At 65.0% G+C, this 13,569-nt stretch carries 12 protein-coding genes; 4 read left to right on the top strand and 8 right to left on the bottom strand.

Annotated elements, in window-relative coordinates; translation table 11 throughout:
• The first annotated feature begins 7 nt into the window (after nt 1-7).
• Both carB and AB3147_RS21225 read left to right on the top strand, forming a co-directional pair.
• Nucleotides 8-3,247 (top strand): carbamoyl-phosphate synthase large subunit, encoded by a 3,240-nt coding sequence (gene carB, locus AB3147_RS21230; protein ID WP_175126039.1) that lies wholly within the window; start codon nt 8-10, stop codon nt 3,245-3,247.
• Between the two features lie 74 nt (nt 3,248-3,321).
• On the top strand, nt 3,322-4,086 hold the full coding sequence (locus AB3147_RS21225; RefSeq protein WP_367352899.1) for an SDR family oxidoreductase: 765 nt from the start codon (nt 3,322-3,324) through the stop codon (nt 4,084-4,086).
• A gap of 43 nt (nt 4,087-4,129) precedes the next feature.
• On the opposite strand, the gene AB3147_RS21220 is transcribed toward AB3147_RS21225, so the two are convergent.
• The 6 genes from AB3147_RS21220 to AB3147_RS21195 all read right to left on the bottom strand — a co-directional run bounded on the left by AB3147_RS21220 (nt 4,130) and on the right by AB3147_RS21195 (nt 10,474).
• Nucleotides 4,130-4,774, bottom strand: coding sequence for a histidine phosphatase family protein (locus AB3147_RS21220; RefSeq protein ID WP_239215340.1), 645 nt, complete (start codon nt 4,772-4,774; stop codon nt 4,130-4,132).
• A 26-nt stretch (nt 4,775-4,800) separates the two neighbouring features.
• Nucleotides 4,801-5,709 carry a LysR family transcriptional regulator gene (locus tag AB3147_RS21215; RefSeq protein ID WP_175126042.1) on the bottom strand — a complete coding sequence of 303 codons (909 nt, stop codon included), beginning with the start codon at nt 5,707-5,709 and terminating at the stop codon, nt 4,801-4,803.
• Between the two features lie 15 nt (nt 5,710-5,724).
• The gene (locus AB3147_RS21210) at nt 5,725-6,810 is read right to left on the bottom strand and encodes an ABC transporter ATP-binding protein (RefSeq protein ID WP_105240132.1); all 1,086 of its coding nucleotides are present in this window, start codon (nt 6,808-6,810) and stop codon (nt 5,725-5,727) included.
• Nucleotides 6,807-8,519, bottom strand: a complete 1,713-nt coding sequence (locus AB3147_RS21205; protein WP_367352898.1) for an ABC transporter permease — start codon at nt 8,517-8,519, stop codon at nt 6,807-6,809. The genes AB3147_RS21210 and AB3147_RS21205 overlap by 4 nt, the downstream gene beginning before the upstream one ends.
• A gap of 90 nt (nt 8,520-8,609) precedes the next feature.
• Nucleotides 8,610-9,935, bottom strand: coding sequence for an ABC transporter substrate-binding protein (locus tag AB3147_RS21200; RefSeq protein ID WP_239215341.1), 1,326 nt, complete (start codon nt 9,933-9,935; stop codon nt 8,610-8,612).
• A 116-nt stretch (nt 9,936-10,051) separates the two neighbouring features.
• On the bottom strand, nt 10,052-10,474 hold the full coding sequence (locus AB3147_RS21195; RefSeq protein ID WP_062841737.1) for a FlxA-like family protein: 423 nt from the start codon (nt 10,472-10,474) through the stop codon (nt 10,052-10,054).
• Nucleotides 10,475-10,619: 145 nt separating this feature from the next.
• Between AB3147_RS21195 and AB3147_RS21190 the strand changes: the two genes are divergently transcribed.
• Nucleotides 10,620-11,930 carry a solute carrier family 23 protein gene (locus AB3147_RS21190; RefSeq protein ID WP_239215342.1) on the top strand — a complete coding sequence of 437 codons (1,311 nt, stop codon included), beginning with the start codon at nt 10,620-10,622 and terminating at the stop codon, nt 11,928-11,930.
• 167 nt (nt 11,931-12,097) lie between these two features.
• Here the strand turns inward: AB3147_RS21190 and AB3147_RS21185 are convergent, their stop codons facing one another.
• Entirely contained in the window at nt 12,098-12,349 is a 252-nt protein-coding gene (locus tag AB3147_RS21185; RefSeq protein WP_367352897.1) for a hypothetical protein, read from the bottom strand.
• Here AB3147_RS21185 and greA point away from each other — a divergent pair.
• Complete coding sequence (greA, locus tag AB3147_RS21180) at nt 12,348-12,824, top strand: transcription elongation factor GreA (RefSeq protein ID WP_175126060.1); 477 nt, start codon at nt 12,348-12,350, stop codon at nt 12,822-12,824. The genes AB3147_RS21185 and greA overlap by 2 nt on opposite strands.
• 130 nt (nt 12,825-12,954) lie before the next feature.
• On the opposite strand, the gene AB3147_RS21175 is transcribed toward greA, so the two are convergent.
• Nucleotides 12,955-13,557: a YhbY family RNA-binding protein gene (locus AB3147_RS21175; protein ID WP_367352896.1), complete on the bottom strand. Its 603-nt coding sequence runs from the start codon at nt 13,555-13,557 to the stop codon at nt 12,955-12,957.
• Nucleotides 13,558-13,569 lie beyond the last annotated feature (12 nt).

The following is a 13,569-nucleotide window of genomic DNA, read 5'->3' as shown; positions in this document are numbered from 1 at the left end:
CTGCATCATGCCCAAGCGTACAGACCTAAAAAGCATTCTCATCATCGGCGCCGGCCCCATCATCATCGGGCAGGCCTGCGAATTCGACTACTCCGGCGCGCAAGCTTGCAAGGCGCTCAAGGCCGAGGGCTACCGCACCATCCTGGTGAACAGCAACCCGGCCACGATCATGACGGACCCGGAAACGGCCGACGTCACCTACATCGAGCCCATCACCTGGCAAGCCGTCGAAAAAATCATCGAGCGTGAAAAGCCCGATGCGCTGCTGCCCACGATGGGCGGCCAGACCGCGCTGAATTGCGCGCTGGACCTGGCCCACCATGGCGTGCTCAAGAAGCACAACGTGGAACTCATCGGCGCCAACGAACACGCCATCGAAAAGGCCGAAGACCGCCAGAAGTTCAAGCAGGCCATGACCGACATCGGCCTGGAATCGGCCAAGTCGGGCGTCGCCCACAGCATGGACGAAGCCTGGGAAGTGCAGCGCCGCATCGCGGCCGAAGTCGGCACCTCCGGTTTCCCCGCCGTTATCCGCCCCAGCTTCACGATGGGCGGTTCGGGCGGCGGCATTGCCTACAACGCCGAAGAATTCGAAACCATCTGCCGCCGCGGCCTGGAAGCCTCGCCCACCAGCGAACTCCTGATCGAAGAGTCGCTGCTCGGCTGGAAGGAATTCGAGATGGAAGTGGTCCGCGACAAGGCGGACAACTGCATCATCGTCTGCTCCATCGAAAACCTGGATCCGATGGGCGTCCACACGGGCGACTCCATCACCGTCGCGCCGGCCCAGACGCTGACCGACAAGGAATACCAGATCATGCGTAACGCATCGATCGCGGTATTGCGCGAGATCGGCGTGGATACGGGCGGCTCGAACGTGCAGTTCGCCGTCAATCCCAAGAACGGCCGCATGATCGTCATCGAGATGAACCCGCGCGTGTCGCGTTCGTCGGCGCTGGCCTCCAAGGCCACCGGTTTCCCCATCGCCAAGGTCGCCGCGCGCCTGGCCGTCGGCTACACGCTCGACGAGCTGCGCAACGAGATCACCGGCGGCGCCACGCCGGCTTCGTTCGAACCCACGATCGACTACGTGGTCACCAAGGTGCCGCGTTTCGCATTTGAAAAATTCCCCACCGCCGACGCGCGCCTGACCACCCAGATGAAGTCCGTGGGTGAAGTCATGGCCATCGGCCGCACCTTCCAGGAATCGTTCCAGAAGGCGCTGCGTGGCCTGGAAGTGGGCGTCGACGGCCTGAACCAGAAGACCACCGACCGCGAAAAGCTGCAGGTCGAACTGGGCGAGCCCGGTCCGGAACGCATCTGGTACGTGGGCGACGCCTTCGCGCAAGGCTTCACGCTGGACGAAGTGCACAACATCACGCACATCGACCCGTGGTTCCTTTCGCAGATCAAGGAAATCGTCGACATCGAGCTGGCGCTCGAGCAAAAGACGCTGGCCGACCTGGACTACGCCACGCTGTTCGAACTGAAGCGCCGCGGTTTCTCCGACCGCCGCCTCGCGTTCCTGCTGGATTCCTCGGAATCCGAAGTGCGCAAGCTGCGCCACCAGCTCAACGTGCGTCCGGTCTACAAGCGCGTCGACACCTGCGCCGCCGAATTCGCCACCCGCACCGCCTACATGTACTCCACGTACGAGGAAGAGTGCGAATCCGCCCCCACCGATCGCAAGAAGATCGTGGTGCTGGGCGGCGGCCCGAACCGGATCGGCCAGGGCATTGAATTCGACTACTGCTGCGTGCATGCCGCGCTGGCGCTGCGCGACGACGGGTACGAGACCATCATGGTCAACTGCAACCCGGAAACCGTGTCCACCGACTACGACACCTCCGACCGTCTGTACTTCGAGCCGCTGACGCTCGAAGACGTGCTGGAAATCGTCCACAAGGAAAACCCGGTCGGCATGATCGTCCAGTACGGCGGCCAGACCCCGCTGAAGCTGGCGCGCGCCCTGGAAGCCAACGGCGTGCCCATCATCGGCACCAGCCCCGAATCCATCGACGTCGCCGAAGACCGCGAGCGCTTCCAGAAGCTGCTCAACAAGCTCGGCCTGCGTCAGCCGCCCAACCGCACCGCGCGCACCGAAGGCGAGGCCCTGGCCCACGCCACCGAAATCGGTTATCCGCTGGTCGTGCGTCCCAGCTACGTGCTGGGCGGCCGCGCGATGGAAATCGTGCACGAGCAGCAGGACCTCGAGCGCTACATGCGCGAAGCCGTGAAGGTCAGCAATGACTCGCCCGTGCTGCTCGACCGCTTCCTGAACAACGCCACCGAAGTCGACGTGGACTGCCTGGCCGACGGCGAAACCGTCTTCATCGGCGGCGTCATGGAACACATCGAGCAGGCCGGCGTGCACTCGGGCGACTCGGCGTGCAGCCTGCCGCCGTACTCGCTGTCGGCGGAAGTCATCGCCGAGATCAAGCGCCAGACCACGATGATGGCCAAGGCCCTGAACGTCAGCGGCCTGATGAACGTGCAGTTCGCCATCCAGGGCGGTGACGTCTACGTGCTGGAAGTGAACCCGCGCGCCTCGCGCACGGTGCCTTACGTCTCCAAGGCCACCGGTTTGCAGCTTGCCAAGATCGCCGCGCGCGCCATGGCCGGCCAGACCCTCGCCGCGCAAGGCATCACGAAGGAAGTCGTGCCGCCTTATTTCTCGGTCAAGGAAGCCGTGTTCCCGTTCGTGAAGTTCCCGGGCGTGGACACCATCCTCGGTCCGGAAATGAAGTCGACCGGCGAAGTGATGGGCGTGGGCATGAGCTTCGGCGAAGCCTTCGTGAAGTCGCAGCTTGCCGCCAGCGTGCGCCTGCCGGAGTCCGGCACGGTGTTCATCAGCGTCAAGAACCAGGACAAGGCCCGCGCCGTTGAAGTGGCTCGCGGCCTGCACACCCTGGGCTTCAAGCTGGTCGCCACGCGCGGCACGGCCGCCGAGATCGAAGCGGCCGGCATCCCGGTGCAGGTGGTCAACAAGGTCAACGAAGGCCGCCCGCACATCGTCGACATGGTCAAGAACGGCGAAATCTCGCTGGTCATCAACACCGTCGAAGAGCGCCGCAACGCCATCGCCGACTCGCGCACCATCCGCACCCAGGCGCTGGCCGCCCGCGTGACCTTCTTCACGACCATCGCCGGCGCCCGCGCCGCGGTCGAAGGCATGCAGTATCTGCGCCAGGGCCTCGGCCTGCAGGTCTACCCGCTGCAAGAGCTTCACGCTTCCCTGCAGAAGTAAGCCGGCAGATCACAATTAGGGCACGCGAAAGCGTGCCCTAATTTTTTGCAACGCGACAACAGGCAGGTCAGGACATGGACAAAGTCTTCATCACGGGCGCCAGCAGCGGCCTGGGGCGCGCCCTGGCGCAGCAGTACGCAGCCAAGGGCGCCACGCTGGGCTTGCTGGGCCGCCGCGAGGAAGCGCTGCGCGAACTGGCCGCCAGCCTGCCGGGTGAGCATCGCTGCTATGCCGTGGACGTGCGCGACCGCACGGCGCTGCACGCCGCGGCGCAGGACTTCATCGCGTTCTGCGAGGGCAGGGTGGATGTGGTCATCGCCAGCGCCGGCATCAGCGCCGGCACGCTGACCGACCACGGCGAGGATTTCGACGTCTTCAAGGCCATCGTCGACACCAACCTGCTGGCCACCGTGTCCACGTTCGAACCCTTCATCGCGCCGATGCGTGCGGCGGGGGCAGGGCGCATGGTCGGGATCGCCAGCGTGGCGGGCATACGCGGCCTGCCCGGTGCCGGCGCTTACAGCGCGTCCAAATCGGCGGTGGTGACCTATTGCGAAAGCCTACGGCTGGAACTGGCCGCGCAGGGGATCAGCGTCGTGACGATCGCGCCCGGCTATATCAAGACGGCCATGACGGCGCATAACCCGTACTCGATGCCCTTCCTGATGGAAGCCGACGCCTTCGCCACCCGCGCGCACGCGGCAATCAGCCGGGGAACGAGCTACACGGTGATTCCGTGGCAAATGGGAGTGGTGGCCAAGCTGATGCGGTTGCTGCCCAATGCCGTCTACGACAGGCTGGCCCGAAACGCCCCGCGCAAGCCGCGCAAAACGGTGTGAGGCCAGCCGTCCGGCGCCCGCCGGACGGGGGCAGGCATGTCCCTCAAGGCACCACGTCGTCGCCCACTTCGGCGGCGATGTGCGTCACATCACCCCAATCCAGCACTTCCCATTTACGGCCGTCAACGCCGACGCGGTTGATGCTGACATTGAGCAGGGCCGCGTCGCGCGGCGCATTCAGCGGCACGCCCGATGCATGGCGCCAAATGATGTCCAGCACGCCGCCATGGGTGAACATCAGGATGCGCTCGCCCTCATGGCGGCTGGCGATATCGTCCACGGTGCTGATGACGCGCGATTGAAACTGCCCGAGCGATTCGCCGCCGTCCAGCGGGCGCAGCGGATCGCGGCTCTTCCATGCCGCCGCGGCTTCCGGCGCCAGGACGTCGATGCGCTCATGGTCCAGGCCTTCCAGCACCCCAAAGCCCCGCTCGCGGATGCCGGGTTCCACGCGTACACGCAGGCCAAGCTGCTCCGACACAGGCACGGCCGTCGCATGCGCGCGTTGCAGGTCGCTGCTGTAGATCGCGTGGATTGGCGTGTGCTTGGCCTCTTCGTGCAGGCGCGCGGCCAGCAGGCTGGCCTGGTTGACGCCGAATTCGTTCAGGGGGATGTCTTGCCAGCCTTGCAGGCGCCGTTGGCGATTCCAGTCGGTTTCGCCGTGGCGGATGAACCAGATTTCAGTCATTGCAGTCTTGTTGCGGGGATTGAGCCTTATGCCTGGACCGGCGCGATGGGCGCGCGCGGCTTCCAGATGGCTTGAATGATCGAGCTTAACGCGACCAGCGCGGGCTCGCTAGCGCGTTCGTAAGGCAGCATGAAGCCCAGCACCGCGTCGACGCGCGCCTGGCCCCACACGATGAAGTCGCTGGACGCGGCACCCGCCAGCGCGGTTTCCTCGCGCAGCAGCGCGCAGCCCGCGCCGGCCCGCACCAGCGCGTCCATGTTGGCCTGATCGTCGTTCTGCATGACGATGCGCGGCGATAGCCCGTGGCGCTCGAACATATCGCGCAGCAACAGATGCGTGTGGCTGCCGGACGGACCGTCCAGCCACGGCAGTTGCGCCACCTCGCGCCAGCCGCCGCGTTTGAGCACCGCAGCGTGCTCAGCGGGCATCGCAATCCGATACCGCACGCTGCGCAGCGGCTGCCACAACACGCCGCGCGGCGCGTTGGCCGCGATGGTCAGCGCGGCGGGCAGGCGGCCGGTGCTGACCTGTTCGGCCAGTGCCGCAGCGGGCTGGGTCTGGGTCTTCAGTTCAACCAGCGGCAGCCGTTGCGTGACGGCCGAGGCCAGCTCCCCCAAGCGCAGGAAATCGGGCTTTTCGCTGGGAACACCCAGCTCGACAACGCCATGCAGATTGCCCTGCAACTGCTGGGCTTCGGACTTGAATTGCGCGCCCAGCACCAGCAGCGATTCCGCCGTCGGCAGCAGCACTTCGCCCGCCTTGGCCAAGGCAAGCCGGCCGCCGCTGCGGTCGAACAGCGCGACGCCCAGGCTCTGCTCCAGCGCCTTGATTTGCGCGGTCACGGCGGGCTGTGTCAGCGACAGCGCCTCGGCCGCCTTCGTCAGGTTGCCCAATCGGGCAACCGTGACGAAGGCGCGGATCTGGTAGATTTCCATGGCCGCGAGTGTAGGTCAGGCGGCCAGCAGCCGCACCTGTGTCGGCTCCAGTCCCACCGACACCGGCGCGCCCGCCGGAAAGGGCGACAGGCCGGCCAGATGCGCCTGGTCGGCCGTCAGCCGCTGCTCGCCAACCTGCACCTGATACCGCGTGAATTCGCCCAGAAACTCGCTGCTTTCCACGATGCCCGGCAGCCAGACATAACGCGCATCGCCCAGGCCATCCGCCATCTCGATCTGCACCGTGTGGGGCCGAAAGCTCGCTGCCAGCCGCGTCGCTGCGGGCGCCTCGCCCGTCAGTGGCAGGTGCAGGTCGCCCACGCCGTCCACCGCCAGCGTCACGCTGCTGCTGGTGCGCTCGCGCACATTGCCTTCCAGCACATTCATCGTGCCCACAAAATTCGCCACGAAGCGGTTGACGGGGTAGTCGAACAGCGTGCTTGGCGCGCCGATCTGCTGCACCACGCCGTGATCCAGCACCGCCATCCGGTCAGCGGTGGTCATCGCTTCTTCCTGGTCGTGCGTGACGAAGATCGTCGTGATGCCCAGTCGGCGCTGCAGGCTCAGAAGGTCTTGGCGCATCTGCACGCGCAGCTTCTTGTCCAGGTTGGACAGCGGCTCGTCCAGCAGCAGCACCTGCGGTTCGATCACGATGGTGCGCGCCAACGCCACGCGCTGCTGCTGTCCGCCCGAAAGCTGGTTGGGACGCCGCTTGGCATATTGCGACAGCCCCACCAGATCGAGCGCGGCTTCCACCTTGGTGCGGATCTCGGCGCGCGGCAGCTTGCGCTCGACCAGGCCGAACGCCACGTTGTCCCACACCGTCATGTGCGGCCACAGCGCATAGTTCTGGAACACCATGCCGATGTTCCGATGCCAGGGGGGGGTCCCGCTGATGTCCTTGCCGTCCACCAGCAACTGGCCTGCGCTGTGGCGGTTGAAACCCGCGATCAACCGCAGCAGGGTGGACTTGCCCGAGCCCGACGGCCCGAGCAGCGCGAAGAACTCGCCCGGCTCGATGCTGATGCTGACGTCCTTCAGCACTTCGGTCTTGCCGTACGAGAGCTGGATGTTGCGGCATTCGACGCTGACTTTCTTCATGCGGATTCCCCTTCATTGCGCGCCGGTTGCTGGCGCTTCGATGCGCGGTCCACCAGCAGGTGCGATACGTAAGTGCCGATACCCACGGCGACCACTGCCAGGACGCCAAGCGCGGCGCCCGGTCCGCGGCCCGCCGCGCTCTGCATGTACAGATAGATGCCGTAGCTCATGGGCGCCTGGCTGTCCTTGGTCACCAGCATGATGGTGGCCGACAGTTCCACGGCGGCCGTCACAAAGCTGGTCACGAACCCGGCCAGCATGCCGCCCGCCATCAGCGGCACCACGACGCGTCGGATCGTGCTCATGCGCGTGGCGCCCAGCGACTGGGCCGCCTCTTCCAGCGACACGTGGATCTGCTGCAACGCCGCTACGCACGAACGCAGCGCGTACGGCAGACGCCGCACGGAATACGCGAGCATGATGATGATCCACGACGACGTCAGCATCGTGCCCGTGCCAGGCAGCTCGATGCCGCGGAAGGTGCGCAGAAAGCCGATGGCCAGCACGATGCCCGGAATCGCCAATGCCGCCGAAGCCAGAAAATCCAGCCATTGGCGCGCCGGCAGCCGGGTGCGCAGCATCAGGTAGGCGATCGCGGTGCCCAGGACCACGTCGATGCCCGCGGCAAGGCCGCAATACAGCAGCGTGTTGGCGATCATGCCCTGCGATTCCGAGAACACGGCTGAGTAGTGGGCCAGCGTGTACCCGTCCGGCAGCGGCGCATAGCTCCAGACGCTGGCCAGCGACAGCAGCAGCACGCCGATGTGCGGGGACAGCACCAGCAGCAGCACCAGGATGATCCAGCCATACGCCAGTACGCTTTCCATCGGACCCAGCTTGCGCTTCTGGATGGAATTGCCGCCCTTTTGCAGCGTGGAGTAGTCGCGTCCCTTCAGCACGCGCGCCGACAGCCACAGCGCCAGTATCGAAAATCCCACCATGATCACGCTGATCACATAGCCCAGCGGATCCTCCAGCCCCACCTGCGTGATGCGCAGGTACGCTTGCGGCGCCAGCATGTTGGTCGTGCCCAGCACCAGGGGAGTCCCCAGGTCGTCGAACACCTTCACGAACACCAGCGACGCGCCCGCCACATAGCCGGGCAGGGCGAGCGGAAAGATCACGCGCCGGAACAGCCGGAACCCGCGCGAACCCAGGTTGAAGGCCGCTTCTTCCATGGCCCCGTCGATGTTGCGCAGCGCCACCACGAGGTTCATCAGGATGAACGGGAAATAGTGGATGGCTTCCACGAAAATGACGCCATTCAGCCCTTCCATGAACGGAATCGTGAAGCCGAACCAGTCATTGAGCAGCAGGTTCACGCTGCCCGAACGGCCAAAGATCAGCTGCATGGCCACCGCGCCCACGAAGGGCGGCATGATGAGCGGCAGCACGCCCAACGTCTGGATCAGCAGGGCGCCGCGAAAATCGAAGCGCACCGTGAAGTACGCCAGCGGCACCGCGATCAGGGAAGCGATCAGCGCCGACCAGCCCGCCACGTACAGGCTGTTGAAGAACGCTTCCCGCATCAACGGCTGGTTGAAGAAGGCGCCGAAGTGACCGGTGGTGAAGCTGCCGTCGGCATTGACGAAGGCGCTGTGAAAGACCGTACCCACCGGGACGGCCAGGAAAAGCAGCAGAAAGCCGAACACCAGCAGCGCCGCCAGGACGGGGCCGGCGGGCAGGCGCGAATGGCTCGAATGATTCATCGAGAGTCCCGAAAATCGTTGCCAGAAGACAGGCGCGATCCACGGCGGACGGGGCTAAGTCCGCCTGCCGTGTTCAGCGCATTCAGACGATCAGAGCGCGGCGGCCTGCCGTGCCAGCTTGACGGCTTCTTCGTAGTTGGCGCGCGCGCGGCCATTCCACTCGCCTTCAAGCTGCGTGATCTGCTGGTTGACGGCCGCGTCCTTCTTGTTGCCGGCGAAGATCGCCAGGAACGCCGGGTCGGCCGCCTTCTTGCTGTCGATCAGCGGCGCCCAGGCCAGCTTGCGTGCCTCTCCCAGCAATTCGGCTGCCTTGCCGCTCTTGGCCTTGTCGCCCAGCTTGGCCTCGGCGTCGTAGATCGCCTTGGTGGCCGCTTGCAATTCCTTCAGCCGGAACGTGACGGTCTGGTCGTACAGCGATTGCACGACGTAGTAGCGCGACTGCGACAGGTCCGCGTCGAAATGAACCTTGCTGCGCTTGGCGATTTCCGCCGGGTCGGGATAGCCGGGCGGAATCTTGCCGGCCAGTGCGGAGTAGGGCAGCACCGGCAACCGCGAGATCTTCGGCTCCAGCAGCAGCTCCTGGCCCGCCTGGCTCAGCGTGAAGGCGATGAATTTCTTGCCTTCCTCGGTGTTCTTGGCGCCCTCGATCAGCGCGATGTTCGCCGGGACGATGGCGGTCTCGGACGGATAGACGAACTCAACGGGGAACTTGGAGTACTTGCTCGACAGCCCGAAGAAGTCGATGACCGGTCCGGCGCCGAACTGGCCGTTGTTCACGCCGTCGGGTACGCCGAACGAGCGCTCGGTGACGGCGCTGCTGTTGCCCGACATGCGCAAAAGCGTGTTCCAGCCGTCATCCCAGCCTTCGCCTTGCAGGATGGTTTCCACGGTCAGGTGCATCGTGCCCGAACGCGAGGGCGACGTGATGCCCACGTGGCCGAACCACTTGGGCGACAGCAGATCCTTCCACTCGACAGGCGCGGGAATCTTGTGCGCCGCGATGTACCGGGTGTTGTAGATAATGCCGTAGCCCGCCAGCGCCTGGCCCAGATACATGCCGCCCGGATCATTGATGGGATAGCTGCCGATCTTGTCCGGCACATCCTTGTTCGCGATGTCGGCCGACTTGGCCAGCAGCTTGTCGCGTCCCAACACCTCGAACGCATCGGGCGCGCTGGCCCAGAAGACCTCGGGGCGCTGACCCGCTGGCGTCTCCCGCACGAAGGCGATCCCCGACACCGTGTTCTTGTTCAGGATTTCCAGCGTGATGCCGGGATTGGCTTTCTCGAAAGCGGTCTTGTAGGCCTGGGTCAGGTCCTTGGGGAACGACGTGATCACCGTGACGGTGCCGGCCAGGGCCGGCGCCGCGCAAACGGCCAGCAGCGCCCCGGCAAGGGCTGTGCGCATTGCGTGCATGGTTTGTCTCCGTGGTTTTAGATTTGTCTGGAGACAGTACTGGCACGCCCGATGAGCGTCCAATCAGAAATTTTGATGCGCGCCATCAGCGACGGCGCCACATCGCTTGCGCCGAATCAGGCCTGGGCCGACACGCCGGCCTGTTTGGCAGCCTGCGCCTGTTTTGCCAGGAGTTGGGAAATCTGGCCTTGGATCTGCACAGCCTGGGCATTGAGCGCCATGATCTGCTGCGCCTTCATTTCGGCCGACATGCCGCTCGCCTTCACTTTGGCGATCTGATCCATGATGCGCTTGAGCTGCTTTTGCAACTCCTTGATCTGGCGGGTGTATTCGTCGTCGTTGTCGGTTTCTTCGGTGGCCTGCGCGTTGCCGACCTTGGTGGCGCCCGGATTGTTGACGCGGATCTTGCCTTCCGCGGTCACCGACACCGCATCCTGCCCCGAAGCGTTCTTCGCTTCCTTGTTGGCCTGGATCTTCTCGGCCCAAAGATCTGCAAGGCTGCTGATCCGGGAGGTGCCGCTGATGCTATTGATCGCCATGACTATTCCTTTGCCTGGGATTTCGGGGTTTCCACTAATACGGCAATCGGCCGGCAAAACTTAAACGTTGCCCCCGCTTGATGGCCCCCTTTACACTGGCGCCCGCTCGCAGTTTGAAACCCTCTCGTACCACCCCGGGGAATCCATGTCCAACTCCTACTTTCCGCGCTGGCGCCTGGCGGACGACGCCGAGCCCGGCGTCATCATCGCGCCCGACGAACGGCTGTCCTGGCCCAAGAACGTCGCCATGGGCGCACAGCACGTCGTCGCGATGTTCGGCTCGACCGTCCTGGCGCCGTTGCTCATGGGGTTCGATCCCAACGTCGCCATCCTGATGTCGGGCATCGGCACGCTGATCTTCTTTCTGTTCGTGGGCGGCCGGGTGCCCAGCTACCTGGGTTCCAGCTTCGCGTTCATCGGCGGCGTCATCGCGGTGACCGGCTATGCCGGCGGCGGGGCCAACGCCAACATCGGCGTCGCGCTGGGCGCCATCATTGCCTGCGGTCTGGCTTACACGCTGATCGGCGTCATCGTCTGGATCGTCAATGCCCGGGCAGGCGGCGGCGCCGACTGGATCGATACCCTCATGCCGCCCGTCGTCACAGGCGCGGTGGTGGCCGTGATCGGCCTGAATCTCGCGCCCATCGCCGCCAAGGGCGCGATGGGGGCGTCGGGCTTCGATAGCGCCATGGCCATCGTCACGATCGTCTGCGTGGGCGGCATCGCCGTCTACACGCGCGGCATGGTGCAGCGCCTGCTGATCCTGGTCGGCCTGATCCTCGCGTGCGTGGTGTACGCCGTGCTGGCCAACGGTCTGGGCCTGGGCAAGCCCATCGACTTCACCGCCGTGTCGGCCGCCGCCTGGTTCGGCCTGCCGCACTTCGCGGCGCCCGTCTTCAAGGCCGAGGCCATGGGCCTCATCGTGCCGGTCGCCATCATCCTGGTGGCCGAAAACCTGGGGCACGTGAAGGCCGTCAGCGCCATGACGGGCCGCGACCTGGACCGCTACCTCGGCCGGGCCTTCGTCGGCGACGGCGTGGCCACCATGGTGTCGGGCGCCGTCGGCGGCACGGGCGTCACGACCTACGCCGAAAACATCGGCGTGATGGCGGTCACCCGCATCTATTCCACGCTCGTGTTCGTGATCGCTGCCCTGATCGCGATCGTCCTGGGCTTCTCGCCCAAGTTCGGCGCGCTCATCCAGACGATCCCGGGACCTGTGCTGGGCGGCATGTCGGTGGTTGTCTTCGGCCTGATCGCCATTGCCGGCGCCCGTATCTGGGTCGTCAACCAGGTCGATTTCACCGACAACCGCAACCTCATCGTGGCTGCGGTCACGCTGGTGCTGGGCGCGGGCGACTTCACCATCAAGCTGGGCAACTTCACGCTGGGCGGCATCGGTACCGCCACGTTCGGCGCGATCATCCTGTACGCGCTCTTGCGGCGCACGAAGTAACGGCGACATGCGGGACGCCGAGGCGTCCCGCATCGTGGCGCAAAGCCTATCGTCCAGTAGTATCTTGGCTCGGGAGGCTCCCGGAAAACCCTCGGTTCGCGCGGGAGTCCATCGGGCCCGGCAAGGCCGCAAAGCCTTTTCGGTGCGAAATCGCCGGTTTTAGCGGGTTACAGCGCCGAAATGCGCCGAAAAGGCCGTTTTCCTCCGGCGGCTTGCAATTCCCGCCGAGATTGACCACAATATGACTTTGATTGCCCCGGTTCCGACCCGAGCCGGGGTTTTGTTTTGGTCGCCCGCGCCGCTCGCCAGATTTTTCCAAGCATCAAATGGCAAACAAAAGGCAAGCGCGCCGGTCCTGCGGCCTTCACCGAGAACGCTCCTTCGGGGCGTTTTTCTACTTTTTGTTTGGGAAACGACATGTCTGCCATTCCTTTGACCGTGCGCGGGGCCGAGCGCTTGCAAGAAGAGCTCCAACGGCTGAAAACCGTCGAACGTCCTGCCGTGATCAACGCAATCGCCGAGGCGCGCGCACAGGGTGATCTGTCGGAAAACGCCGAGTACGATGCCGCTCGCGAGCGCCAAGGTTTCATCGAGGGCCGGATTGCCGAGCTTGAAGGCACGCTTTCCAATGCCCACCTCATCGACCCGACCTCGCTCGAGGCCGAAGGCCGCGCCGTGTTTGGCGCTACCGTCGACATCGAAGACCTGGATTCGGGCGATCGCGTTACGTATCAGATCGTCGGCGACGTTGAAGCCGATATCAAGTCCAACCTGATTTCCGTGTCCAGCCCCGTGGCTCGCGCGCTGATCGGCAAGAGTGAAGGCGATGTGGTCGAGGTCGTTGCCCCGGCTGGCGTTCGCGAATACGAAGTCCTGGGCGTGCGTTACATCTGACGCTAGCGCCACAAGCAGTAAAAATGTCAAACCACCCTGGCCCGGACGCTACGTTCGTCTGAATTCCGCGGTACATTGCGGATCGCTATGGTGGACCGGGCGCGTAAAGCGCCCGTTTTTGTGCCTGGACTTACCTTTTTGCGGTCTTGCGGCTGGTGCCGCTGCGGGCTCCGGCGCGCAGGCTCAGCGCGCTGCCGGCGCGGCGCGGAATGCCGTGGCCGCCAGCTGTGGCGCGCTTGTTGGAAGGCCGCATGGGCTTGCCGTTCTTGTTGAGTTCGTCCTGGGGGATGTAACGCTTCTTGGCGGGTGCGGGCTCTTCGGATTCGCTGCGGCGCGGGCGCTTGGCAAGGGTCCTGCCTTCGGCGGCCAGCTTCTTGGGCGTGTAAGGTTCCGAGTCGCGGCGTTTGGCAGGCGCTTCGGGTTCCTGGGCGGCCAGCGCGGCGGGCTTGATGTTGCCGGGCAGCGGGCGGAACAGGATCAGGGTCTTGCCCAAGTGATGCACGGGCGCGCAGGATAGCGTCTCGCAGATCGTGGCGAGCATGGCGTCCCGGGCTTCACGGTCGTCGCCGCCCGCGCGAACCTTGATGAGGCCATGCGAAGTCAGCGCCCGATCGATTTCCTTCAGCACGGCGTCGGTCAAACCGTTGTCGCCAATCAGGACGACGGGGCGCAGAGGGTGAGCGGCGGACCGCAGGTCGCTGCGCTCACGAGAGGTAAGTTCTAATATAGGCATGCGTGGAATTGT

This window comes from Achromobacter animicus (assembly GCF_040775605.1).
Lineage (GTDB): Bacteria > Pseudomonadota > Gammaproteobacteria > Burkholderiales > Burkholderiaceae_B > Achromobacter > Achromobacter animicus.
This window is presented reverse-complemented; position numbering and strand designations above follow the sequence as displayed.